This window comes from Vibrio sp. 947 (genome assembly GCF_033339115.1).
Taxonomy (GTDB): Bacteria; Pseudomonadota; Gammaproteobacteria; order Enterobacterales; family Vibrionaceae; genus Vibrio; species Vibrio alginolyticus.
The window spans coordinates 46,917-71,242 of record NZ_JAWOTX010000017.1 but is presented as its reverse complement, the minus strand read 5'-3'; the positions used below and the strand labels follow the sequence as shown (position 1 = coordinate 71,242).

General features: G+C 37.1%; 34 protein-coding genes. 21 read left to right on the top strand and 13 right to left on the bottom strand.

All coding sequences use genetic code 11. The annotated features are described in order from the left end of the window. From R7Q39_RS19775 to R7Q39_RS19750, 6 genes are all read left to right on the top strand, one after another. On the top strand, positions 1-918 hold the full coding sequence (locus R7Q39_RS19775; RefSeq protein WP_045591888.1) for a hypothetical protein: 918 nt from the start codon (positions 1-3) through the stop codon (positions 916-918). 17 nt (positions 919-935) lie between these two features. After that, positions 936-1,535: a hypothetical protein gene (locus R7Q39_RS19770; protein WP_133297296.1), complete on the top strand. Its 600-nt coding sequence runs from the start codon at positions 936-938 to the stop codon at positions 1,533-1,535. A gap of 100 nt (positions 1,536-1,635) precedes the next feature. After that, positions 1,636-2,745, top strand: a complete 1,110-nt coding sequence (locus tag R7Q39_RS19765) for a hypothetical protein (RefSeq protein WP_318076677.1) — start codon at positions 1,636-1,638, stop codon at positions 2,743-2,745. Between the two features lie 121 nt (positions 2,746-2,866). After that, positions 2,867-3,229, top strand: coding sequence for a hypothetical protein (locus R7Q39_RS19760; protein WP_048516256.1), 363 nt, complete (start codon positions 2,867-2,869; stop codon positions 3,227-3,229). 2 nt (positions 3,230-3,231) lie between these two features. After that, on the top strand, positions 3,232-3,753 hold the full coding sequence (locus R7Q39_RS19755) for a DUF262 domain-containing protein (RefSeq protein ID WP_048516257.1): 522 nt from the start codon (positions 3,232-3,234) through the stop codon (positions 3,751-3,753). 95 nt (positions 3,754-3,848) lie between these two features. Continuing rightward, entirely contained in the window at positions 3,849-4,613 is a 765-nt protein-coding gene (locus R7Q39_RS19750; protein ID WP_318076676.1) for a VWA domain-containing protein, read from the top strand. A gap of 39 nt (positions 4,614-4,652) precedes the next feature. Here the strand turns inward: R7Q39_RS19750 and R7Q39_RS19745 are convergent, their stop codons facing one another. Beyond that, complete coding sequence (locus R7Q39_RS19745; RefSeq protein WP_318076675.1) at positions 4,653-5,135, bottom strand: hypothetical protein; 483 nt, start codon at positions 5,133-5,135, stop codon at positions 4,653-4,655. 60 nt (positions 5,136-5,195) lie between these two features. On the opposite strand from R7Q39_RS19745, the gene R7Q39_RS19740 reads away from it, so the two are divergent. Beyond that, on the top strand, positions 5,196-5,585 hold the full coding sequence (locus R7Q39_RS19740) for a hypothetical protein (protein ID WP_048516260.1): 390 nt from the start codon (positions 5,196-5,198) through the stop codon (positions 5,583-5,585). Between the two features lie 22 nt (positions 5,586-5,607). On the opposite strand, the gene R7Q39_RS19735 is transcribed toward R7Q39_RS19740, so the two are convergent. The 4 genes from R7Q39_RS19735 to R7Q39_RS19720 all read right to left on the bottom strand — a co-directional run bounded on the left by R7Q39_RS19735 (position 5,608) and on the right by R7Q39_RS19720 (position 8,478). Continuing rightward, positions 5,608-6,348 carry an ATP-grasp domain-containing protein gene (locus tag R7Q39_RS19735; protein ID WP_318076674.1) on the bottom strand — a complete coding sequence of 247 codons (741 nt, stop codon included), beginning with the start codon at positions 6,346-6,348 and terminating at the stop codon, positions 5,608-5,610. 142 nt (positions 6,349-6,490) lie between these two features. Further along, complete coding sequence (locus R7Q39_RS19730; RefSeq protein WP_116920996.1) at positions 6,491-6,862, bottom strand: hypothetical protein; 372 nt, start codon at positions 6,860-6,862, stop codon at positions 6,491-6,493. A gap of 69 nt (positions 6,863-6,931) precedes the next feature. Beyond that, positions 6,932-7,765, bottom strand: a complete 834-nt coding sequence (locus R7Q39_RS19725) for a hypothetical protein (RefSeq protein WP_318076673.1) — start codon at positions 7,763-7,765, stop codon at positions 6,932-6,934. Between the two features lie 167 nt (positions 7,766-7,932). Further along, positions 7,933-8,478: a phosphatase PAP2 family protein gene (locus R7Q39_RS19720; RefSeq protein WP_229624114.1), complete on the bottom strand. Its 546-nt coding sequence runs from the start codon at positions 8,476-8,478 to the stop codon at positions 7,933-7,935. 350 nt (positions 8,479-8,828) lie between these two features. Between R7Q39_RS19720 and R7Q39_RS19715 the strand changes: the two genes are divergently transcribed. Continuing rightward, the gene (locus tag R7Q39_RS19715; protein WP_045591904.1) at positions 8,829-9,182 is read left to right on the top strand and encodes a hypothetical protein; all 354 of its coding nucleotides are present in this window, start codon (positions 8,829-8,831) and stop codon (positions 9,180-9,182) included. Between the two features lie 21 nt (positions 9,183-9,203). Here the strand turns inward: R7Q39_RS19715 and R7Q39_RS19710 are convergent, their stop codons facing one another. From R7Q39_RS19710 to R7Q39_RS19700, 3 genes are all read right to left on the bottom strand, one after another. Next, on the bottom strand, positions 9,204-9,791 hold the full coding sequence (locus tag R7Q39_RS19710; RefSeq protein ID WP_187027007.1) for a hypothetical protein: 588 nt from the start codon (positions 9,789-9,791) through the stop codon (positions 9,204-9,206). A 171-nt stretch (positions 9,792-9,962) separates the two neighbouring features. Next, positions 9,963-10,436 (bottom strand): hypothetical protein, encoded by a 474-nt coding sequence (locus R7Q39_RS19705; RefSeq protein WP_053318955.1) that lies wholly within the window; start codon positions 10,434-10,436, stop codon positions 9,963-9,965. 82 nt (positions 10,437-10,518) lie between these two features. Beyond that, positions 10,519-11,145, bottom strand: coding sequence for a 1-acyl-sn-glycerol-3-phosphate acyltransferase (locus tag R7Q39_RS19700; protein ID WP_165851144.1), 627 nt, complete (start codon positions 11,143-11,145; stop codon positions 10,519-10,521). A 316-nt stretch (positions 11,146-11,461) separates the two neighbouring features. On the opposite strand from R7Q39_RS19700, the gene R7Q39_RS19695 reads away from it, so the two are divergent. Both R7Q39_RS19695 and R7Q39_RS19690 read left to right on the top strand, forming a co-directional pair. Beyond that, the gene (locus R7Q39_RS19695) at positions 11,462-11,728 is read left to right on the top strand and encodes a hypothetical protein (RefSeq protein ID WP_229624110.1); all 267 of its coding nucleotides are present in this window, start codon (positions 11,462-11,464) and stop codon (positions 11,726-11,728) included. Positions 11,729-11,832: 104 nt separating this feature from the next. Beyond that, complete coding sequence (locus R7Q39_RS19690; RefSeq protein WP_133297297.1) at positions 11,833-12,144, top strand: hypothetical protein; 312 nt, start codon at positions 11,833-11,835, stop codon at positions 12,142-12,144. A 66-nt stretch (positions 12,145-12,210) separates the two neighbouring features. Here the strand turns inward: R7Q39_RS19690 and R7Q39_RS19685 are convergent, their stop codons facing one another. The 3 genes from R7Q39_RS19685 to R7Q39_RS19675 are packed head-to-tail and all read right to left on the bottom strand — an operon-like array spanning position 12,211 to position 13,759. After that, positions 12,211-12,567 (bottom strand): hypothetical protein, encoded by a 357-nt coding sequence (locus tag R7Q39_RS19685; protein ID WP_116921002.1) that lies wholly within the window; start codon positions 12,565-12,567, stop codon positions 12,211-12,213. Continuing rightward, positions 12,564-13,310 (bottom strand): hypothetical protein, encoded by a 747-nt coding sequence (locus R7Q39_RS19680; RefSeq protein ID WP_116921003.1) that lies wholly within the window; start codon positions 13,308-13,310, stop codon positions 12,564-12,566. Before R7Q39_RS19680 ends, R7Q39_RS19685 begins: the two co-directional genes overlap by 4 nt. Then, positions 13,307-13,759 carry a hypothetical protein gene (locus R7Q39_RS19675; protein WP_318076672.1) on the bottom strand — a complete coding sequence of 151 codons (453 nt, stop codon included), beginning with the start codon at positions 13,757-13,759 and terminating at the stop codon, positions 13,307-13,309. The genes R7Q39_RS19680 and R7Q39_RS19675 overlap by 4 nt, the downstream gene beginning before the upstream one ends. 117 nt (positions 13,760-13,876) lie before the next feature. Between R7Q39_RS19675 and R7Q39_RS19670 the strand changes: the two genes are divergently transcribed. Together R7Q39_RS19670 and R7Q39_RS19665 are read left to right on the top strand one after the other, a co-directional pair. Continuing rightward, positions 13,877-14,656: a hypothetical protein gene (locus tag R7Q39_RS19670; protein WP_116921004.1), complete on the top strand. Its 780-nt coding sequence runs from the start codon at positions 13,877-13,879 to the stop codon at positions 14,654-14,656. Positions 14,657-14,666: 10 nt separating this feature from the next. Next, positions 14,667-14,990: a hypothetical protein gene (locus R7Q39_RS19665; protein WP_116921005.1), complete on the top strand. Its 324-nt coding sequence runs from the start codon at positions 14,667-14,669 to the stop codon at positions 14,988-14,990. Positions 14,991-15,040: 50 nt separating this feature from the next. Here R7Q39_RS19665 and R7Q39_RS19660 read toward each other — a convergent pair whose 3' ends face one another. Then, positions 15,041-15,406, bottom strand: a complete 366-nt coding sequence (locus R7Q39_RS19660; protein WP_133297298.1) for a hypothetical protein — start codon at positions 15,404-15,406, stop codon at positions 15,041-15,043. 154 nt (positions 15,407-15,560) lie between these two features. After that, a complete protein-coding gene (locus R7Q39_RS19655; RefSeq protein ID WP_116921007.1) occupies positions 15,561-15,842 on the bottom strand; it encodes a hypothetical protein in 282 nt (93 codons plus the stop codon). A gap of 389 nt (positions 15,843-16,231) precedes the next feature. Here R7Q39_RS19655 and R7Q39_RS19650 point away from each other — a divergent pair, with 389 nt between their 5' ends. The 9 genes from R7Q39_RS19650 (at position 16,232) to R7Q39_RS19610 (ending at position 24,318) form a co-directional block, all read left to right on the top strand. Continuing rightward, positions 16,232-16,837, top strand: a complete 606-nt coding sequence (locus tag R7Q39_RS19650; protein ID WP_116921008.1) for a hypothetical protein — start codon at positions 16,232-16,234, stop codon at positions 16,835-16,837. 18 nt (positions 16,838-16,855) lie between these two features. Next, on the top strand, positions 16,856-17,920 hold the full coding sequence (locus R7Q39_RS19645; protein ID WP_318076671.1) for a hypothetical protein: 1,065 nt from the start codon (positions 16,856-16,858) through the stop codon (positions 17,918-17,920). A gap of 9 nt (positions 17,921-17,929) precedes the next feature. Next, a complete protein-coding gene (locus R7Q39_RS19640) occupies positions 17,930-18,373 on the top strand; it encodes a hypothetical protein (RefSeq protein ID WP_318076670.1) in 444 nt (147 codons plus the stop codon). Positions 18,374-18,404: 31 nt separating this feature from the next. Continuing rightward, complete coding sequence (locus R7Q39_RS19635) at positions 18,405-18,767, top strand: hypothetical protein (RefSeq protein ID WP_021485642.1); 363 nt, start codon at positions 18,405-18,407, stop codon at positions 18,765-18,767. A gap of 147 nt (positions 18,768-18,914) precedes the next feature. After that, entirely contained in the window at positions 18,915-19,472 is a 558-nt protein-coding gene (locus R7Q39_RS19630; RefSeq protein ID WP_021486056.1) for a hypothetical protein, read from the top strand. A 121-nt stretch (positions 19,473-19,593) separates the two neighbouring features. Beyond that, positions 19,594-19,794 carry a DUF1778 domain-containing protein gene (locus R7Q39_RS19625; protein ID WP_021485745.1) on the top strand — a complete coding sequence of 67 codons (201 nt, stop codon included), beginning with the start codon at positions 19,594-19,596 and terminating at the stop codon, positions 19,792-19,794. 55 nt (positions 19,795-19,849) lie between these two features. Then, a complete protein-coding gene (locus R7Q39_RS19620; protein WP_318076669.1) occupies positions 19,850-23,284 on the top strand; it encodes a PEP-utilizing enzyme in 3,435 nt (1,144 codons plus the stop codon). Positions 23,285-23,781: 497 nt separating this feature from the next. Next, complete coding sequence (locus R7Q39_RS19615) at positions 23,782-23,961, top strand: hypothetical protein (protein WP_318076668.1); 180 nt, start codon at positions 23,782-23,784, stop codon at positions 23,959-23,961. 69 nt (positions 23,962-24,030) lie between these two features. Further along, positions 24,031-24,318 carry a hypothetical protein gene (locus R7Q39_RS19610; protein WP_318076667.1) on the top strand — a complete coding sequence of 96 codons (288 nt, stop codon included), beginning with the start codon at positions 24,031-24,033 and terminating at the stop codon, positions 24,316-24,318. The last annotated feature ends 8 nt before the right edge of the window (positions 24,319-24,326 follow it).

The window sequence follows — 24,326 nt, the reverse complement described above, 5'->3', positions numbered from 1 at the left end:
ATGAGATACATCTGTCATGATAGTTATGTAGATCTTTCTACCTATCTTGCCCTTAAGCTTTTAAATTCAAAGCTATATAGTGACTTAAATTCGACTCAAATCGAGTCGGTGATTGCAGCAAAGCAAGAATACAAATCACATAAACACAACTACCCCATGTTTGTTGATACTTTGAACCGTGAGCTTGAGTCATTGAGATTTCACTACTCACTTTATTCAAGTGAGCAGTACTACCTATGTCTAGACGATAAGCTAGAAGAAGAAAGCCGCATTAAAGCCAAAATCAAAAAGCAGTCGTCAAACGGGATTCATTTGTACCAAGTTTATCGAAATCATCTAAGTTTACTGAAGTCAATGCCGAGTAAATTTCAAGACTTCCTGAAAATTGTAGCGCTATCTTCTGAAGGTGCAATCTCAATCCAGGCTGAGACTCAAAACTTAGTTAAAGTTATCTATAGGGAAATTGAGTACATTTTTCGCCATGTAACCGATGAGGATGGGAGAATGAGCATTCCATACTCATTGGGGTATGATATTCGAAATCATCACTTAAAATCAGTTGTAGGCAAACAATTCACCTTCGAAGTAGGAAATGGGGTCGCGTTGCCGTATCATTATTCTGAAGGCTTGAGTTATCAAGATTTGCGTCATTACAAAAACAAATTCGACAAAACCGAACTATCTAAAGTCTTACTGATTGAGATGTACAATTTCGTTTCAGACATGATGTCTTTACTCCCTAACCGCGAAGCTTTTCATAATGAAATGATCTCCAATTTGAAAAGCAACAATATGCTCTCAGAAAAAGCTGGTATCAAAGTGTTAATGACTTTCCATGAGCGATTTGAACGTGCTAAATCGGCAATGGATCGACTGAAAGATTTAAATCCAAATTACAAGCTAATTATCGCTTCTTAGTGTGGAGGAACAATAAAGTGAAAAACAATGTAAGAGTTCATCTTTTTGAAAGGCTTGGCACAGGAACAATGTTCCTAGCTCACAATAAATTTTGGATTTCATACTCAAAGACCGCAGCAAAAGAGCTATGGAATGATAGTCACTGCTCATTTTCTCTTGATGCTATCGATGCGCTTGTAATTCCAGTATCCTATGATTTTCCGAATCTTGGCGATCATATCTCAAAGCCAAGTCATGACAATCCAGAACTTTCCAGAGATAAGCTTGCAGCATTGTTAAATGAGGAAGATAGGTATTGTTTTAATACTGCTGAAGCACTAAGTATTTTATGTGAATCCTATAGCTTCTATGACAAATGTATTGATTCCAACATTAAAACGTTGAGCCGCGAGCTTCTTGAGGGATTTTTCGAATCAAACATTGAAACGGTGAAATCCAAAATGCATAGCAAGCCGTTTGATTCTAGCTGCCTAAGTGAATTTACAAGCTTGATGGTTAATGACTGTTTAGGCTTAGAGCCTGACTTGTTTTCTGAAAGATTGAGGAATAACAATGCAGGGCATTTTTCTAAATGGTACATTGAGCGAAATCCTGAAGCGGATAGATACTATCACTGATTTTTTTCCCAGCATTTGAGTCACGGTCTTGACGTTCTCCACTGGTTAGTGATAATGACACATTAAACACTTAATTTATTGGACGTTATCGCTAACCACTATGAAACAAAATGACCCATTATGGTTTTTCAATCCTGCGATGCAAGGTCTTGGAATTCGAGGGCTGATTATTCAGTTCGACTCAGTTACATTGAGTGATTCTGAACGAGCTTACTATCCAAATCTTGTTTGTCATAGAGCCAAAAATGAAATTCAAGTCAGGGGTAAGAAAACGAAATCTGTACACAATCAGACTTTCTATTTCAACGATAAATACTGGGCTTCCGATTTCAGAATCGCAGTAAAGATAGCGTACAAAACACACCTAAAATTCCACGAAATACATGATTCAGACACACTAAAGGAAGAGCTTGAGGCTGCATTGAAATATGTAGGTACTGAAGAGTTCTTCGAGCGTGTACATTCCGAGATCATTAACAAGTCCAAGTCTTTAAAAGGCGGGTTGAAAGCTGTAAGGTTCTATCCTAGATGGGTTAAGAACGCTGTACCTACAGGCGTTACATTCAGTAATTTAAAAAGCACTAACCGATTCCCAACACTTGAGTTGAATAACGTTAACTTAAAGGATGAAAAACTTAAGTGCAGAAAAAATATCCATGACTATAGAAGCCTATTCTTATGGTCTGCGAATTACGTAGCAAGACTTATTCGTCATAATTCAGAGATTGAAGATGTGGCACTTGAGTACGCTATGGGGATTTACTGGATGCTAAAAGGCGACTGGTATAGAAAAGCTGTAAGTTACGGCTTTGAAGTTGGTTTAGAGGAATCCAGATATAATCTTAATCTAACATATTGGTTGGAGAGGATTGATATTGAGTATGGTTTTATTAACTCAGACCGTTCAAAAACAATCCTTGGGGTCACTCCTAATTCATTAAACAAACCGTTCGACTTCACCATTGAAGATCAGCTTGAGACAAAATCTTTAGTAGAAACCATCCCAAGAAAACACTGGCTAGCCGTGATTCACTCGTTTGGAGATAGAACCTTTATTGCTACTGAGGTTAAGCAGTTTTTAAGCGAAATAGGCTACGATATCTTGCTTACTTCGGTAACTAGCAGGCTTGTTCGAGACTGTGAAGTGGTTAGCTACACTGATAAAAACGGAAGACCAGGAAGGCAATTTAAAGCGCTAAAATCCATTTAAGTTGCTTCGCAACCACTCTCGATGTGCTCTTTTCTTCTCTTGTATTAGCTATTGACTCTGTGCTCTTTTTCTGTATAATTAAGACAAATAAAGAAATTAAATATTCGTTTAGGAGCACACCATGACTGTTGATTATAGCCAAATGACCCAAGAGGAAGAACGCTCTTACCTATTGCAGGTATTAGCCAATGAAGGCTTCAATATTGTTACCGACTGTGGTGAGTGCCATTCAATTCTACGTGAGCACTTCAATAACGATGTCTTAAGTAAATTCGAAGCTAAATATCCACAAAAAGCATTTGGTGAGAGTGGTGAAGGTGAGGCTGATTATTCTACACTTAATGAAACCCTGTTTTCTGAACTTCTAAACGAAGTAACTGATGAATACTCTAATGATCAGTTACTCTCCATTGACAACATCTACAGCATTCTACGTGAACGCTTTAACAATGAAATTCTTGAAATCTTTGAGATGGGAGAGTAACTATGGGTATGTTTAGCAACGAGCTGATGGTTACGTCACAGAACACTACTATTGGTCACTTCGTCTCAATGAAAAAAGAAGGTCATTTATATCTGGATGCCGACTATCAGCGTGAATACGTTTGGACTCGCGATCAGCAGCAATGTTTACTTGAATCTATCTTTCATCGCATTCCCTTGGGTGGAATTTCGGTAGTTGTAGATCCTAAATCAAGTGATAAGTATCTTGAGGTGGTTGATGGCAAGCAACGCTTAACTACAATCCTGAAGTTCGTAGATAATGAATTCCCATATATTGATGAGTATGGAAACTTTCTATACTACCGCGATCTAGATGTCGTAGATCAACGTACATTCACTAATGTGATTCTTCCATCCAATGAGTTGCGTGAAGACGGAGTTCGTAAGCCAAGCCGACTGCAAATTCTTAAGTTCTTTTATCGCGTTAACTTTGGTGGCACACCACAAGCAGAGTCTCACCGCAGAAAAGTCGCCAACATGATTGCTGAAGAGAAAGGTATTTAGTTAGCACAGAAAGCCCAGAACATTGTTCTGGGTTTATTTTTTCTAGTATTTAATTTAATATTAAGAAAAAATAAAAATGCAACAGGTGCTAAATAATGAAAAACATTGACATTCAGCTTAAGAAACTTGAAAGAGAAGGGGATTTTGAATTAATAAATCTTGCAAAAAAAACTCTTATATCAATGAAAAAAAGCGGATTCGACCCTGTAGACCAACTTGTAAGAGTTGCTTTATGTCTTGATTTTTCTGGCAGTATGAGAAAAATGCTATCAGACGGAACAGTAACAAAAATTGTAAAAAAATGTCTTGCTCAATCAATAATTCTTGATGATAACGGTGAAATTGAAGTGTTCGGCTTTGGAACGGACGCAAAGTATTTGTGCTCTGTTAATGTCGAAAATTACAACAATTTCTGTGAGCAATTACAAGTTGAAAAACCAAATTTTGGTCAAACTAATTACAATCGAGCATTAGAAGAAATCATAAAATTCTATGATACAACTGGCTATGACTTGCCTGTTCTAGTCATCTTTGTTACTGATGGCAATACAGCTAATAAGCGACTTACCACACAAATTATAAAGGATTCATCCACTAAACCAATATTCTGGCAATTTGTAGGAATTGGTAAGGATAACTACGATCCAACTCAAGACATGACAATTCTCGATAAACTAAAGAAAAACACAGAATTTAAGTATTTAGTTAAATTAGATGAACTAAGCGGAAGAAAAATTGATAATGCTGGCTTTTTTGCTGTGCATGACCCCAATTTAGTTACAGACGAAAAAATTTATGACTCGATAAATCATGAATTCCCCGAATGGCTTGAGGCTGCAAAGAAAATTAATCTTTACTAAAAATTGATAAGCGCGAGTATGAATCTCGCGCATTTTTCATTAAATCATAGGAATCTTGGCAAGCTCCCAATCGTCTCGTGTTGGCTTTGGAAGCTCTGAATTTAGTATGATTTGCACCGCCTCTTTAGGAAGCATGTATCTACCAGTACGAGCACCTGGTGGACAAACAATAACGAATTCATTCTTAGAGGCTATCTTTTCTGCAAAAGACTGAGTGTGCTTCGAGTTCAGCAGTTTGAGACCTGAAATCCCGTATAGATTCACGTCCAGATCCCCACTTCGACACATAGTCATCATCGAACGCTCAGCAAGCTCAATAAGCATTTTTCTCTCATCCTCATCGATTTTGCTTTGCGCGTGTAGGACTAAAAAATACGTATCAAGATACTGTTGAGAATAAGTACCCTGTAGCACATCTTTTGAAAAAGTAACCCAACCATTTTGCATTGCTCTTTTCATTTCGGATTTAGATGGCTTTATATCAAAACCCATTGCTCTAAGGATTTTATTAATTAATAACATATTATTTCCTATTTACTTTTAAGTTTATTTTTGTATAATTACAGCATAACGGAGAGCGATATGAATTACGAAACCTTAACTATTGTTCGTCTATCGAACTTTAAAGAAATTGAAGATGTCCTAAATCACGAATTTCCTGTAGGCACTAAAGCAAATGGAAGCGCTGTTCTTTTTGCACAGGGTCAGAAGCCATTCGATTTAAACAGGGAATTTACTTTGCTTGCTCTGAATCAGTTATCAGAACTCGTATCATCAATGTCATCTATCAGACCATATGTTGATGATGCTGAAATTGACTCTGAATTAAAATCATTTCTGCTCGATTTCACCCGTATTGGGACTTGGACGCTCAACTCTGCTAGTGTCGCTCGAAGCGATCTAAAAGAGTTCTATGACTTTGATAAGATCGAGCTTAAGCAAATGCTTCTTAACTTAGCCAATAAGCTATGATCGGGTTAGCTGAGGGTTAACCTTAACCCTCGGCTAATTGATACCATCGATTACTTATCAAATGAAAGTAATCAGCATCACTAATTCCCTTGTATTTTCCAAGCGAATAACCGTCATTTAACTCAATAAGCGCGGTTTCACCTGTATCCAACAAACCAAAATCCAAACTGTAACCATTTGGAAAAAATCCGTTATTGGTTAAAGTTTCAACCGCATTCTCAACAACACTCATGTCAATTGACAGATCTTCGTCAGGATTGTCGTCGTACCTACAAGAAGCGAGAATTTTACCCTGGCTAACATAAACTCTGAATTCACACAGCCAGGTTACAATAGGGCTAACATACAGCTCTGTATCCCCATTTAAACCTCTAAGAATACTCATCCCCGACATAGGGCTGAACTCTTGCCCTGTGAAGAGCTTAGCTTGTTTAGGCTTGGCAAAGAGCTGTTCACCTAAAACAGCAATACGGTACATTGCTTGAGAGACCGTCAATTCTTCAACCTCCCTACACATTAGGTATCGAAGGCAGCTTGGATAATCCTCAATATCAACAGGCTCAACACCTAAAGATTTTAGCGTTCTGTGAATACAAGGAATGTTACCTACAACAATGTCTTTACTGCCTACCTCAAGAGGGGTTTCATTGAGTCCAAATCTAACAACTGGAATATCATTCAAAATACAGTATTGATAGATAGAACTTTCCTCTCTACCAAGACGATTAGAATCATCATTCATTTTTTGCAGGAAAACTTTCATCGCGATCCTTACATCATAAAAACGACACTAGAGATGCTAGAAGCAATAACAACCAAAGATATACCAGAAAACCACATAGCTTTCTTTAAGCCATTTCTTACGTCTTCGTCAATTGACTTGTCAAAAGGGTAATGGAACAAACTCATGCTTTTTCATCTCCACTGCACTCAGGCTGAGGCAGATCAATTTCAACCAATCTGTTCGATATTTCTTTCTCTACAATAATTTTCTTTTGAGAAAGGATTTCCAATACAGCAAACGGCTTGTCAAGGTGGTGTGTAGCCTTAAGGATCGAATATGAACGGTACTTGCTTACGTTTTTCTCTATATCATCATCGGACAGTTCAATAGGCAAGCTGATCATATCACCTTTTGTTAGTGGAGATTTTGAGTTCACAAGAAACACTTGCTTAGGATTAGAGCTGCTAAATTCCTGATTAGCCAGAACATTGAGCTGATAGCAGTACCCATCTGATTCGAGTTCTTTTGACTTGTTTGTTATTTGTTCATTCATTTTATATTTACCAAATTAATTGCGAAATGATTTTATCAACCATTTGATTCATTAAACAAGCAATAATTTCTAACCTTTTCTTCGCCATTGCAGAGTTCTCGCATAAAAGTAAAACCCATAAAAAGCAATTAGAAATGATTGAACGATCATAGCTATGTTAATGACAATCTGGAGATCAAGTTGAAGCATCAAAGATAAATCACACGCTGTGACCAAATAGATAAACAGAAAAGAAGTGACAACATTTTTCTTGATTCCAAACCATATCGAATAACAAATCAAAGAAAACTCTTCCAATATCTTAGACATTCCTTCCTCACCGCCGTGAATTGCATCAGCTATCTTGTCTGAACTAACATTTCTTAACATGGTAAAGACTACTAATATAAGAGGTGTGTAGATCGCTCCAGAGAATAATGAAACACAACCACCTATTACCAAAGAAGCTAGAGCAAGCGATAAAATTGATGATATTCCACCAAACTTTTCATAGTTTTCTGGGGTGAACAGTGGCTCAGTCGCAATTTCTGGTGACATCCTGGTTTCTCCAGACATCACCAAGACAATATCAATGACTAGCAGGATACCGAAAAGCAACTTCCAGTTATTAACAAGAAACTTATAAGGTTCAGAGTGGGAAATTTTATGATGGAAAAGGTGTTTATCAACGCTGGTGGACTTTACAAATGACTTGAGAAAGCAAGCCGTGGCGTAAATCAGCAATACTGAAAAGCTAAATGACAAAAATAGAGAGTTGTATCTTTCAAAATGGTGATTTAGAACTGAAATGGAAAAGCAAGAAATCAAAAGCAATGCGGCTTCCAATCCACTTACATTTATGTAGTTTTTTATATCTGTTTTAAATTGTATCCAAACGGACTTTTCATGGGCAGAGTAGAACACGATTAACCTTTAATTTTTATTAATTTAATGAGGTTAAATTATATTCATTATAAAAAAAGAGTAAAGTTAAAACTGCAAGGGTTGCTATAGTAACAGAATAAAGAAAGGCGCAATGCGCCATTGAAGCAAATGGTTTGCCCTGCCTCTCGACAGGGCTATTTAATTTATTAAAAACGCATACTTGCGTACAGACCTACCTCGTCACCATTCACGTATGGTGCGAACGCGATATTGGTCATTGAGTAACCCATACTTGTCACGGCATACTGGATACCCGTTGCTAGTGCTGCACCTGCTGCCACATCGCGCCAGTAGTGTTTATCAGCTTGTACGCGAGAGTAGCCAACAACCGCTGATACAGCGTATGCAGGTAGACCATATTCCCATCCGTAACGGAACTGTAGGAACGCTGCACCTTGTGTAGCTGCCGATGTATGACCAGAAGGGAACGAGTTGTTTCCTGAACCATCTGGACGTTCTTCATCAACCGCCCACTTTAGAGCGTGTGTTGCTGCTGCCGTGTAAAGTGCGCCTTCCGCTAGCTGAAAAAAGCCTTCTGTATCACCCTTCCATAGCGCGATTGCACCAGCAGTGATAGGAACACCGATTTGAGCAATATCACCGAACTGAGTAAGACTCTCGTTTTCCGCATGAGCCATTGGAGCTGTAACAGATGCGGCTACAAGAGCCAGTGCAATAAAAGACTTCTTCATGAACATTTTCCTTTGAAAGCTTATAGTCATTATATTTGGTATTGATATATATTTTAGCGGTGGATATATAACCCCGCCTGATGGTTACAATAATACATTTACAAACGAGCTAGTCAACTTTTTTCTGACATATTTTTACTGCGAAATGTAAGCAAATTTCAACATTTGAAAATATTTATTTTTATAGAAAAGACTCTAAAAAATAATGTGTAATTTAACAATTTAGATAAATTGCTTTAAAATTAACCACTTACGGTTATGGCTGTATTGATTTCTTTCGATTGTTCTGCTATATCTTATTTATATTCAATAAAATATTGAGTTTTTGATTTCTATAAGGAATGTGATTAATGAAAAATCAGAGAGTTAGACAGGGATCACAAAATTGCGACATTATCACCCCTCTATTGACATATGCTGTCATTGATACCAACGGATATTTGCTGGCTACATCTAATTTAGAAAAGGCTTTATCAGTTTTTCATGATGAACCCGTGGATAACGAGTTTATTTTGCTTCTTGAGTCTGCTGATCTGAATGAAATGAATTCAGAAGATGAAGTTTATGCTTTGGATGAAGATGGTCAGATTAATTTTGAAGGGACAGTTGAGCAATTCAAATACCACATTGAGAACATTGATTTCGCAAGAGGCAAACGAAATATCAAATTATCCACTCATACTAAAAGACAGGAACGTCGATAGTGAAGCCCGTTAAAGGGCTTCTCACCTTAGCTTCATATGTTTGGTAAATTCGAATTCATGATCTGTGTGACACTTATATTCTATAAGCTTCCACTCTGATACATTTCTTCTAGGGTCTATTTCGGACAGCTCTAAAAGATATTCGTTCACATTATTAAATCCAGCCTCGCCAAGCTTCCAGCTAGTTGTGAAGCCCGTTAGCGTATTCAGGAATACAAATCTCGTTTGAGTAGATTCACATGAAAGCTTTGATGCATGTAGGATCTGTTTCTTGATTTTCTGAAAGAAAATTCGCTCAATAAACTCATAAATATCATCCAGATTTTGCACATCTTCATCGGTCAAATTATCAGCAGAAAGGTCGCTACTGTATTTGTGTCCGTGAACTTCAAAATTGAACATTCCATCCTCAATATAGAGTGTGCAGTTTAGCCTATGAATGTTCTCATCAAGCTCTGTGTGATTAATAGAAACATAGACGGTATCTTGCTCTTCAGGAACTTGTATAAATAAGTGATATTTTGGATTGATATCAATAGTAACCTCCAGGTTTGGAGATACTTTGAATCCTGATATAGCCCTTTGACATGTAAAAGACATATTGTTCATTTATTGACCCCTTCGCCATTAAAGACATCAAAAGAAGACACCCTAACAAAAGAAACACTGTTTATAGGTACACTATCAATTCGTGTTGACACAGAAGCCAGGGAATCCTTTAGAGAGCTGATTACTATAGTGCCGATACTTTTCAAATATTCGTTTTCCTGATTTTCCATTTTAAACAACCTTTAATCGTTCCGCTTCCATTCTGTTAATCTCTAAGCCTCTATGAATTAATACATCTTCGCTTTGAGACCATTTTGCCATCAGAACCTGAGCAAGAATCCTAGAGTTATGCTCTCCAACCTTAAAATTCAGTTCTGAGAACATTTCATCTAATTTTTTAGTTATTGATTTTTCAATTCCGTTTGACTCAGAAATATTCTTATCAAAGAAATACATTGAACCCAAGTCTAATGGATCATACCCCAATGGTGAAAGGTATGCTGGCATTTCAGAGATTACCTTTATGAAGTGACCATACCCGTCAAAATAACCGTAAGAATCAGAAATTTTTATCACAAGTTTCCCTTCAAAGTTAGCAGGAACCTTTGATAAACAGCATACCTTAGAAATTTCTTCACTTAAAAGGTCAAGAAGTTGATTTTGATTTCCAATAATCTCTAATGACTTTGATATTGTATAACCCATTTACACACCATAAAGAAACCCATAACTTGAGATAAAGCATGGGTTTTATTCAATAATTTATTATGCATAGATTACAATACAATCAGTTTTTTGCCAATTGAAATACTGCATTGAACAGAGATTTTCTGTCCGCTTTGTCAGCAGGGATCACCTTTCCGCCTTTCAAAGTGATTTTACTAAATAGCTTTCCAAATAACGGTTTATTTTTCTTTCGGCTGAAATAACTTCCCCAAAGACCTTTAATAGCAATAGGGTAGACTGGTGCTGGAGTTCTTTTCAAAATGTGCTCGATACCAGATTTAAACTCATTCATCTCTCCATTATAGGTAATCATTCCTTCGGGAAAGATAAATACAGCCTCTTCGTTTTCAAGAGCTTCGGCAATGAGATCGAATGCTTTGCTAAAGACTTGCTTATCTTCTTTATAACCAGCAATAGGAATCGCCTTTATTGCCTTAAAGAACCGATTTAGCAAAAAATTGTTATATATCTTGTAATATACGATAAATCGAATAGGTCTTTTTATCTTGAGGGAAAGTAAAACCGCATCTAGATAGCTAACATGATTTCCAACTAGCAACAACCTACCCGTTTTAGGAACATCAAGGTTTTCTTTTCTAACTCTATAGCAAACATTGATAAGCCCTTTCAATATCACTCTGATTGAATTCACAAAGAAATTTTGAACAGTGTTTTTTATTTTGGACATAAAAATACCAAGAAGAATTATTTTTAATAAATAATACCATAAAAAACACATAAAAAAAGAGCCACTCGCGTACAAAGTGGCTCTTTTGAATTGTTGACTATAAAAAGAGAGTAAGCAATGGTCTAAATTTATAGTGGTAGTTAATGGCTATTAAATCAAGTAACTCGCAACTCGATTCTGTAACCTATAATACAGTACATAATTAATAAGTCAAATAAAAAGTCTGATAATTACAAAAGATTTTGTGACAATCCATCACATCCAATAGCAATGGAGTTTGCTAGAGTGACCATAAAGCCAAACACAAGGAGTTACCATGAAACACAAGATCACCATTAAAATTACTGCTGTTAAAGAAAAAGTCCATCATGAAGACCTGTCAGCTCTTGGTGAATACTTAGTCACGTTTGATTCTGACACATCTCATGATCTTGGAAGCAAATCTATGAGCATTTTAATGAGCACAGTTCCAATCTCATACCCTGAAGACCTTGCCTTCACCATCATTGATTTTGATGGCAGTGATTTAGAAGATTTAGGGAATGAATACACCAGCATCATCGGAACGGTTCACATGGTGTAGGTTCACATATTTATGCCATGTAAGACATATTGACATACTGGCACACATCCATAAAATATGCGCCTAAATCGCCTTATGGTAAATTACAATATAGCCGTATTGATATGTCTTACAAAAATAACAGCTTCCCATTAATTGTCGGGATTTCAAGCATATATATGCATTTGTGCTTTTCATACAAGCAGGACAAGAACAAGTTTGTCTCCAAAGACAAGCTGGCAAAAGACGCTAAGGTATCGATTGAGTTTATTGAGAATGAATGTGAACGACTGGTAGAGAAGGGGATGGCTGAGAGAAATATGTTTGGTGAATTACGCGCCTTAGAACCCTCAGATAAAATATTCACTTTGAATTCACCACTATCATTTTTCGATTTTTGCCAGAAAGAAGTGAAGAGAAAGATTTTTAGCAGCTAATTGGCATTTAATAAGATAAATAAAAAGCGGCTTGAATATCAAGCCGCTCCAACCATATCATTCTACCTAAGCTCTTTCTTGAGCCTTTTCAATTGCTTTTTGAGCAAATGAGATCGTCTCATCCAGACACTTAACGGGCTTATTCTGGATTAACCTCTCAACTACTTTTAAAAGCATCGCTGTTGACTCGAAAAGCTCTGGTGAGGCTGACATAAGCTGTAGAAGCTTGTGATCGGCATCTAGATCGACATGATTGTCCATATGATGATTACAAGGAACTACAGCGCCCTTACCGCTTTGATGAAGAATTCGTCGCCAGGAACTACCTGTTGCGAGAAATAGGGGATCATCTAGGTACTCCTGAACATCCAACTTAAGAGTCGGGCAGTAGGACTGACCACTATTCAGCTCTTTATTACTCATACAAAATCCTCCAGAGTGTATTCAGATAGGTCTAGCTTAACAGATGTTACTTCGTAACGTGAGAATCCATACGTATTTGCCACAGCCTCAGAATATGCGGCTTTAGCTGTAGAGGTAACACTACTAAAAGCTCCTGCTGAACCGTAAGAATTTGACAACCACTGTTGAGTCTTTTCAATCACATAATCAGCTACGTAATCAGGCGTTAGTACATATCGCTGCATTTTATAGTAGGTTGATTTACCATCAACAAATGTCCAACCGTTTTTCTTGAATGACTCTGTAAACTCGAAGTCTGTATTCATAATGCAATCTTTAAGAATAAAGAATACATAGAACAACATACATTGAATCGTTCGAGCCTTGCGAATAGATTCATCTTCAAGCTCTTCAATGCTCTTATCATTATCAAGCATCCAGAATGAAAAACCGAAGTTTTCATCATAAAATTGCTCAATCCATGTAGTTTCAGGCTGACCCTCAATACCATCATGCTTCATGCAAAGAGCCAGGATTTCTTTTGTTAGGTTAGGGTTGTGGTCATAGATTGAGACGCAAAGCTCTGTTTTATCGAAAGAATACCCTGAAAACAGACCGCAGTTATTATAATGCTCTAGTGTCCCTTCCTCGATAACCAGATGAGAATCCTCGATTCGATGAATACCGTAGTTTGTTGCCCCAATAATGTAATCAAGGATTTGGCTTGCAAACAAATGTACTGGTTTTACCTTTTGGGTTTTCATTTAACTTCCTTATCTTTCAACAAATCTACATAAAGCGAAAAATTACCGCAGCAATATTCTACCTCAAGCGATTCTTTCATCGCTTCATACGCACCATGAATCATTAATTGAACTTGATGAACACGAGACTCGCGACTGGAAATGATCTCAACCTGCTTCATAAAGTCCAAAAATACTTCTTGTGCATCATAAGAGTTGTAGACGGGGATTCCGAACTTGTAATCTTCCTCATCTGATTCATTAACCAAAATAACACCTGAAACATTTGATAAATGCTCTGGGATTACAAGTTTGAAATCACCATCAGAGCAAACCGTAACCGACAACACAGTTGTCGGAAGCTCAATGTACTTCTTCATCTTCTCTTTCAACGGTGAGCTTTCTGGTAGTGCTAGATACAACTCGTCAATATCTGGCAACAAGTGACCAAATAGGGCTAATTTATTCACTGATAACTCCAAAATCTGATAAATTTAACAACATATTCTTACCTTTACATGCTATTACTTTTCAAGTATTATATATCAATAAGATTAAAAGTAAAGTATTTAAGTTAAGGTGAAAGCATGGGTTATGAAATCGAATTAACTAACCAAAAGCTCAATATCATTTTGCAAAGCGGAATTGTTTCTGGTGTGCGGTTTGCAATCAGTGAGCACAAAAACCAAGTACATCAGCTCTCTAAAAAGTTTGACAATGCGTACACTGACTCACAAATGGACTTACGCATTGGAGATTCAACCGTTGAAGTCGTTTCAGGCTACAAGGCTCTTAGCGATCATTACAATAACACTTCGCTAACACACCTGACTGATAAGCTAAAGAATGAAAGCGCAAAGCTAACAGTAATGCTCAATGAATTTTATGATTCTTTTGGTAGCGAAGAGTTTAAAAAACTAGAGGACTTACTTAACAAAGTAAAATCAAACCACGAATTCGATAAACTCAATACAAAGAGAAAAGAAAAGTACAAACAGAAGGTTTTGTACCACATCGCAATGCTTTTAACAGGTAAGAAGCTCGATTTTGCTTTGCGAGATATTTTTAAGCTAGACACTTCCAAAGCTAATGTTAAGCTTGCGAAAGAAATGCATAAGTCACTGGTAAGCAAAAAGCACAGCATTTTGATGGATCTTAGCCATGATAAAGGAAGTAATCTATCAAAAGACCGTCGAGCACTATATATGCTTGCTAAAGACTCTGAAAACGACCTTCTTGATCTAGCCTACTTGATGATGGCAATTATTGATGATGAAAGTCTGGTTGGATACACAGATGAGAGTAAGTATCTTAAGAATCTTTTCAAGTTACTTTCCTTGCATTGCCAAAAGATTCAATCTCGCTAAGGAATGCATCATGAGTCTAACCAATATTGAGATCTCGCAACCAAAGTGTATTGATGGTCGCTCACTACAGGAATGGCTGTGCGAATTTTTATCTAATAACCTAAAAGATAAAGAGATCTATTTGATGCCAAACAAACCACATGATTACACAGGAGAGTCTGGATTTTTCAGCAATGTTGATGTTGATAGCCATATTAACAAAGACCAATTACTCTCAAAAATTTGTAGTATCAGCACAGACAAAACGGCTTATTTCTATGTCCAAGATGTAGTGGAGGCAGCTTGTGGCGCAGGGGTTCTTGATGATAGTCACTACCATGTTTTATTTAAATAATTCTAAAAGATAACCACAAAAAAAGGCTTGATCTTATCAAGCCTTTTTTACTAACTGAATTGTTTGTTACTCACATAGGCTCGAATCATATCTAAAACTGAGATATTTATGGAGTTTTCATTGATATCTTGATTATAGAAAAAGGCTAGCTCAGCCTTTGAGAAACCACTAATAATCTCCCTCAACTGCATTTCATTTCTTTCCATGATTTTAGACGCCACTTTTGAATGAATTTTAACGGTTGATAAAACCCAAAAACAAAAGCTCATAAGACCAATGATTAATTCAGCCCTAGAATCAAGCTCTGCAATCCACAGGGTAAACAAAGTCAAAGGTATGATGAACAATGATGCTGTAACAATAGAGTAAAAAAAAGTCACTTTAAGTTCTTTGTTCGTGCTATCAGTTACTTTCATTACCGAAGCTTTAAAAGCTTGGAATTTGCTAAATTTCGATGCGGTGGAATTCATAAAAATAGAGTCTTTTATTAATTGTTTTTAATGTATAAATTTTTTCTTTGTATGGATAAAGGCTGGCAAACCAGCCCTTAGAACTATCAACGCTGGAATTTTACTCAGGGTATTTATCTGCAACAAGTGAGTCTACAACTTCAGCATACTCTATCGCGTTAGCTCTACCACCAAACTTTTCACTAAGTTGCATAGCAATATTTTTAGTGACATTAGCCCCCTGAATGTTCAGACTCTTTATCAGCTCGGGTGTAATCTTACTTGATGCCTGAGGTTCTTTAATGGAAATGACATCAACTTTGTTCTCAGCCCCATTATCATTAGCTAAAACACCAGCCGAGGATATAGCAAAAACAATCGCAAATAAAACCTGTTTTTTCATGATATTACTCCATTATCCATACAAACTAACCATAATTCATAACACATGGTTCGTCAATAATGCGCAGGCACCACATTTCCACAATTATTGCATCTATGAACATCGCCAGATTTGCTTTTAACAAGCACTCTATTTATTACGAAGCTCTTAGGCTCTTTTCTTGTCCATCCACAGGATCTAGCGGTTCTTGCTGCTTTCCATACAGAACCGTACCGTTCCAAGAAGGTTTGGAAAATATCCTTGCCAACAAATGTTATTCCGCATTTTGCACAATTTGATTCACTCATATTAAACGTTTAGTAATTTTAGATAATTCTATTGTATCAAACAACAAACTTTACTTCCATAGTTATTTATGTATAATTGGGAACAGCAAAAGGAGACACCATATGACAACCACCGTACCACTTATTCTTAATGATACTGACAAAGATATGCCTCTCATTGTAACTTCTAGATGGCTAGAATGGCTCTATACCCCATGTACATCTATTAGTTACTTAGCACAGAACGAAGCTTTACTTTCAGGTCTTGTTGAAAAGTTTGGAGAATTCACTGGCACCGAATCGCACCCATATAAGGAGCCTGGCGACCCAAGAAATGCTTTCACTGGTAGTAACAATGAGTCAATTTTCCTTGCTGTTAGAAAAGGTGAGTTGGGCGTACTGACAGAAGCTGAAACAATGTATGTTCCATTCGATAAAGAAGAGCAAGTTGAAGAGGATTGTTGCCTGTATCTACCAGAAGCTCAGTTTAATCAGAAAGTTAAAGAATACTCTGAAGAGATTATTAAAATCTCAGAAAAATACCCGCAGACATTCTTTTGCCTAGCTTCTAACGACAACACTTTCATGAACCGTTTGTGTTTGATGGCGTTTACACCACTCAAGAAGAATTCAGAACTAGAATATGTATCGTCTTACACTGAGACATACCCTGACAACACCATTTCATTGATTGATGAAGAAATCAACGAAATCATTTGTCGAATTTAACTTACAGATAGGCATATCATGAGCGCAAAAACTAAAAGTATTGTGATTAAAAAAGAAACAGTTGAGTTTTTTTTCAAGATTTACAACAAAGTTCGTATTGATAAGAGCATTCAAGACCTGACATTAGAGAACATTGTTTTTATCACCAAAAGCAATTACTACTTTGCAAAAGAGCTTATGTCAGCTCAGTTTTACATCCTTCGGAATAAAAAGGATGATTTGTTAGCTGCAACCGAGACAGTGATGGAATTGCTTGAAGACAATTTTATCCCTCAAGATTTGGGTTCTGAAGTATTTGACGATGTAGAGTTCTTGATTACTGATCAGATGCTAGATGATTTTGTTAGCATGGCTTTACAAAGCCATCCATTATACAAATTTTATCCTACACTTCGCGCCGATCTTGAAGAAATGCTGGTTGAAATTCCTTCCCTATATTTTGAATATAAGCAGGGAAATCTTTCGAGTAAGACTGATTCTATCTCAGACACTTACGCTAGAGATTTATTTAAAGAAAAATTAGCCTACAAAATGACAGGCGTTTATCAAAAATATGAAATTACCCCTGATATGTATCAAGCAAGGGTAAATGAGGCTCTTTGGCTGAACTCATGCCCTGAGAATGGTGTTACGATTCATGAAGAGACACTAACCATTGCACACAGAATGCTTGGAAAGATCAATGAGCAGCTAAAGCAAGCAACTTATCCTCAGTTTGTATGGTATTTAACACAATACCCCGAGTTGCTACGAGCAGTATTCTTTTTGCATACTCAAGTTAGAAGCTTTACGAAGCCCTTACTTACGTCAAAAGAAGAGCTGGATGTTTTCTTTAGTCAAGTGGATGCTCTTAATCCACCAGAAGATTTTGATGCTGCCGATCTTACATTTTCTTTTGATGATGAGATCGTTGAAAAAGCTAGAACTCAACTAGAATATCTTCTTCCGCACAATCAAGCGATTAAAGAGCGTGAGAACTTAATCAAATTCCTTAAGCTCAATTTTGATTTTTATCTTGAATGGGTAATTTCAGATAACAGCAAGATCTGCAAAACATTCATTGAGCGACATTTGCCTATTTAAGGAAAAAGCATGTCAAAAACTTGCGTGTACATCCGAAGTCTTGAGCTAAATTCTCAAGCAAAACGAGATCATGATCGCTATATGATTGGCGATAAAATTGAAACCGAAGGGCTATTTGACCAGCATCCTTTTGACAACTTCCTGATGAAAGTTGTAGACCGAACCTGGAATGAGAAAGCTCAAACACTGACGATTGATATCGACTTCATCATGCGAATTCGCACACCAGCGGAAGTGCAAAATTATTTATTAAACTATTGCTCTCCAAGTTGGGTTTTTGACAAATTTGGTAATGATATCGGAAACATTATCATAAGAATGGATATTTACAGACTCTTTCCAGAAAAGAAAATCGAAAACAAAGCCGATATCTTTGAAAAGCTGGATGACGAGTGCAAAAGAGAAGGGAAACCATCAATTAGTACTTTAATGGCTCTCTTTGATTTATCTTAATTAACGAGTGACAAGGCAGGAATTAATTATCATGGAAAAACAATTAAGCGTATCGGCAGCAAAACAGCTTATTGAGTTTATTTTCAATACAAACTACCGACTGGCACCTGATGGTGACGGTCTTTTTGCAACCAAAGAAGAAGCAATTAGTTTTGTGGAAAGCTCTGAATACAATCCCTGCGCTCCTTTAAATGTCTGTTTTGACACAAAGCAAGGGAACTATTGGGATTCTGTATCTGCTACTTTCGATGGTGATATTTGGGAAATGGAAGACCACTCAATGGGCGGAGCTTACGCTAGTGGAAAAAGCATTGAAGATGCTTTAACTAACCTAAGAGAGCAATGTGATCTTGATGATGATTTCTGCCCTGTAGAGCTATCCATTAATCTATAAATCTATTTCTCAATGACTTATCCAAGCACTTTCCTCACATATAAAGCCGTTTGGATAGTGTCATAGGAATGTTTTTTATTCTTCATTTGTTGACTCTCGGCGTGATTTATGTATAATTGATAACAACAAATTAAGAAGGAAAGCACCATGAAAGAATTTTCTTATTACTTGCGACAATCAGCACTGAACTCTTTAAAGCTACTACCTACTGTTGGTAAAAAGCTAACTGACTCGGAACTCAATGAAATTCAAGCACTGATTGAGAAAGAAGAACCGAGCTTAAGCGTTAAGCGTCAAGGTTCTGGCTTGCTTATTACTTCTTCAAACTTCCGTCTGCGTGATGGTGATTTGTCTGAAATGGTTTCTGATTGCGTTCCAAAGCAACTAACCAAAAAAGAACTGAAAGACGCTGAGAACCAAGAGAAGCGCAAAAAGATTGCTCAAGAAAAAAATGAGCGTATCGAAGATACGATTGGATCAAATGAAAAAGCTGCCAAGTGGGTTGAAGACACATTCGGTCTTGCAAACATGAACAACTACAACAAAGCTGCTTTGATTGACTACATCACAGGCAAAGAGAAAGAGTTTAAAGGTATGCTTAATCGCTTAGCTGGCGAAATCGCATACAAAATTGGCGCTGTAAAAGACAATATGTATGATTACTCTGTCATCAAGCATAAGTTTGAGTCTGAAACTTCAAACTAACCAACTAGCACTCATAAAGCCAGCTAATAGCTGGCTTTTATATTGATATTGCTATGCATATTGACAGTAATTATTTTTTACATAGAATGTTTTTTATTGAATTAATTAAAGGGTAAATTTTATGAGCTTCCCGTTTGGAAAACCTAAACCAAAAACGGATGATTCAACTTCGTCAATGAATTCTAAAGAAAATGTCACTGTTCTTAGTGATAAGTCATTCGATAAGTTAACGAACATCCTTGAGAATCCACCAGCACCGACACAGGCAATGAAAGATCTAATGTCGAAGCCCCGATTAACTACCCGTGGTGATTCTCTGTAAGCATATAGTCAGAACATTGTTCTGACTATCTATTTTAGCCAATGAAAATTTAACAATGAAAATAAATAAGATACGGCGGATATTATTTGCGTTTTTCATAATAACCTTTTCAATGCCAGCATTAGCCTTTCCACTTGTTGATGGTGTTAGTGCGCTCTCTACACTTATCGGGGTAACAGGTTCTGTTATTGCAGGGATTTTTCCTTCCTTAAGAAAATCTAAAACGTCAACCTCTCTGATCTCAGCAATCATCCTTCTTACAGTTTCGCTACTTGGTTCCTTTTACTTTATTGATCATCAAACTTCATTAAGGAAAAGTGAGCTTGATATTGTCAGGCAGTCCAGACCAGATAGCCAGCTAAACAAGGATGTGATGAAGCGTGAATCGTCCATTAAATCTCCAGTTTTACGTGAAGATGTTGAGTTTTATGAATCTCAAAACATTAGTGATACTGTCATATCTATAACTGATTACAAGAAATTACCAAAAGAAATCTCTCCTGAGATTGTTTACATTGATTTCAAAGAAAGTTCAGTATCATTTCAACCTCACATTGTTACCTCATTCGAAAGGGAAGCGTATTCCAATTTAGCTGCCTATGTTAGCTCAATCAATGGTAACGCTATCTTCGCTGGTGGTTTCTTCAGTGACCGTGTACGAGCCGCTAGAGAAGTTTACGAAAGAACGGGCTTTAAAGTTAGCATCATTAAAGAATCAGATATCCTAAGCCGCTTCAATAACCTTAGTTCTTCAAGACCAATACCGTATGCCACCGATTCAAGCATCTTTGACATGAATTTGTATGACCTTAGAAGTGCTGGCAATATTCGTCAAACCCATACGGTCTACAACGCAAAAATCACCACTCTTACTGATTTGCTTCTTTTGCCAAACTGGAAAATCAAAGAGCTTTTTGATGGCAAAAATGCAGTATTTGTCGATTACTATGACAACACATATAGAACAATGAACAATGTTCTTGCAGATGCGGGAGTGAGTGATTTTAGCTTTTATCAAGGCGGATTGAAGCGACACTTTGAAGAAGGTGGAAATCTTACCCCTGACTACTATAACCAGAGGGTAGCCGATCCCTTTAAAATAACTCAGCTAGTAAAGGAAACTGACAAAGTAAGATTTCTATGTCTCGCGCAACCTCTGTGTATGGACAACATACCCAAAGATATGATGATCACTCTGTCATACCGTGATATTGGAAGGGAAGCATTTTTTGAAGAGCTTAAATCGTTACCCAAAGATTACCTTTATGTGGCTTTAAGTAGCAACCAGGAAACAGCAGGTTTGGCGATTACAGCAGGGTATGTACTAACCAATTCTGGACACCAGTACATTGGCGAACTTCCCATGTTTGAAAGATTTTCAATCGAAGAGATAAGACACCAAATTGGTAGAGAGTATACCTATAACACTTCACTTCAAGAATATCGTGACAATCACTGGTCAGTAGCAGACGTTACAAGTGAAATATCAAGTGTTATTAAAAGCCTTGGTTGGCTTTCTTGCTTCTTAGCAGCAGGTGTTGTTTTGCGTCTCTTTTGCTTCCCATTGCAATCACTAGTGTACAACTCATATTATTTTCAGACTAGGCAGAACCCATTTGTACTTTTGACCGCTTTGACCATCCCAGTCTTTATCATCCTGGCTTATTTTTACCTTGATGACTTGATCAGTTATTACGGAATAATCAGCCACTCTACGATGAGTCAACTACAGAGAGAAGGCTCAAAAGCCTATGTTCTGATTTTCTTAGCACTGGTTTCAATCCAATCCCTAATCTCATTCCCTAAAAGAAAGATGATTGCTTATGGAATCATCACACTAATGATTGGGTTATATATATTTGGTTATATGGATGAAATACCACAACCTATGACTTCATTTTTATTAGGGGGTGAAATTGCGGCGCTAGCTACGCAGATGCCGTACTTTTACATGTATATTAAAACATGTAATGCCGAGAGACTTGGCTATACAAATAAAGCGCTACTTCTCAGTAAGTTTACTTACCCTGATAAATGGAAGATTCTGAATCAATTCAAAAAACAAGACGGATATCTAATAGACACTGCGATTGGAGAAAAAGGCTGGAAAGAGGTATCTAGAAAGCTTCCAAAGAACACTGTTCTTATCGTTCGCAGTTGCTCTTCAAAGTCTAAGGAGCAAGAGCTAGGAGGCTTCTACGAATCCTACATTTGCAATTCCATTAATGATGCTTACGATAAATTGAAGTTGCTATCGGACTACGGCTGTTCTCATGCCTACATACAAAAATATGAGGAATTCGAACTAACTGGTGTTTCGAGTTCTATTTCGTCTAACGGGAAAGGAATTTACTATGCGCTAGGAAAGCCTGAATCAGCCACGGAAGGGCGAAAGGGCGTTATTAGTGGAATCATAAGCAGAAGTAAATCAAATTACTCAGAAGCCTTTGAGAAGCGGATACGTGATGTCATATTTAGTGTTGAAAAGGCATTTAATGCACCTGTGTCCATCGAATTTGGTTTATCTGACAAAGAACTTCGACTATTTCAAATTAGGATTCTCAAGAGGGATGGTGTTAACAAGTTATTCCCATTAAGTATCGATGATTATGAGCTAGGGGAGGCGTATTTAGCCAAATGCTCACCACTAACAGGTGAAGTGATCGAACTGGCTACGAAAGGGAACTTCATATATATCGATGGATTTTTGTACTCTAAGAAAAAGCCAAAGCTTACAAAACTGGTCTTTAATGAAAAAGGGTACGACAATCTGAAAGGTAAAATTGAAGAATTACTTGTGGAAAGTAAGGAGCTTAATTCGGGCTTAACATCACCATCTTGGAGTCTTGAGCGGTTAAAGGAGTGCATTGACATCTACAAGTCACTGTACAAGGCATCACTTTGCCGTTACACAATAGAGCGTCCAGTATCACTAAGTGATTTCGAAATTGCCGCAGCATCTAACTCAGAGCTTGAGGTGGATGGGTATAAGCTACTAACCGACAGTAGAACAAAGAAAGAAGACTGTGTACGAGAAGGCATCCATTCTCTAATTGTTTTAAACACGTACTTAATAAATTTCCATATCAAAACATCAATTAACGCAGATATGATCCCTGAAAATTTATCAATTAAAACATTGTTGGACGGTTCTAATCCTGAAGCCCTTATTGACTCAAGAAGAATGGATAATCCCTTAACTCAGCACAATACAGATAGCATTATTGTCTCAGGTTCTATACATGGCAAACCTTGGAATAGCATGAACAAAAGCCTCCCTGATGATGGGATGAAACGAGTTCTGATCGGTGATGAAATCCCTTCTGATTGGGTTAAACAACTAGACCGATTTAGCGGTATAATTTCTGTATTTGGTCATGAGCTTTCTCACCTAGCAATCTCTGCGAAAACGCTTGGAATACCTTACCGAAAAGTAAGTCAAGAAGAGCTTGAAGAGCTACTAGGACAGGAAAGCATAACGATTGAATAATCAGGGGGTTTACCCCCTGTGTTACACAGGCATCAGAATCATGTTCTGGTGCTTTTGTTTTATTGGAAAAATGCTAGTATCTAAAGACACTTAGGAGATTAACATGCGTTTTTTTTAAGATCCCAATTTTGTCATCATGGATTTTAGCTGTCCATATTGTAAGCAAGATACAACCGCCACGGTGCATGAAGATGGCGCATCATGTTGCAATTCGTGTAATTCAGAAGTGAAACCGCCAATGACGTATGCGGAAGCAAAGAAACTTAACTGAGGTAAAGTAAGTGGATAAAGAATCTCAGAGAGAACTAGACACTCTCATCAAAGAATATGACTCATTCGTAAAAGAATCATTAGCATCTCAACTTGGACTTAGAAACAAATATCTTCGAAGCGATAATGGTTCCATTTATGTAAGAAAGCTATTACATCCTTCGCTACCGCCTTGCTTCTGCATTTCAAGTATTGAGTTCAGTGAACACATGCGGGGAAAGGGGATTATGACAGGATTCCTTGATCATGTAGAAAACAACCTTTCTGAATATGCTGGCGTTGAATTCGAATGCATTCATAACCAAGAGTTAGTGAAGCATTTAGAAAAACGAGGGTATACATGGTCTCCATACCGTGCCGAGTATTTGAAAGATCTAGAGCATCATTTGTATAAGGCTAAAGATTAATATCAAGAGACTTTCCCTTTATTTATTGGTACAATAATTGAGCAATAAATAATAAAAAAGGAAAGTCTTATGATTATAGAAATGAAGTTTAGTAAAGCCCTGAAAGAGCTTAGAGAAAGAACTGAAATCGAACTTAATTCCATCTTAGAAACATCTGTTGAAGATGACTCCTTATCTGTTGTATTCAAAGATACTCAAGAATCATATGCTATGATCAGGTATTTCATGATTGGCAATGAATGGACTCATTCTATTGATGTAGCCAAAGGCACTCTTCAAGAAGCACTTTCTGCATACTCGGAATCACTTCATGGAAATGCTGGCTACATACAGTGCTATACCCCTGAAGCAAAATAAACTCACCA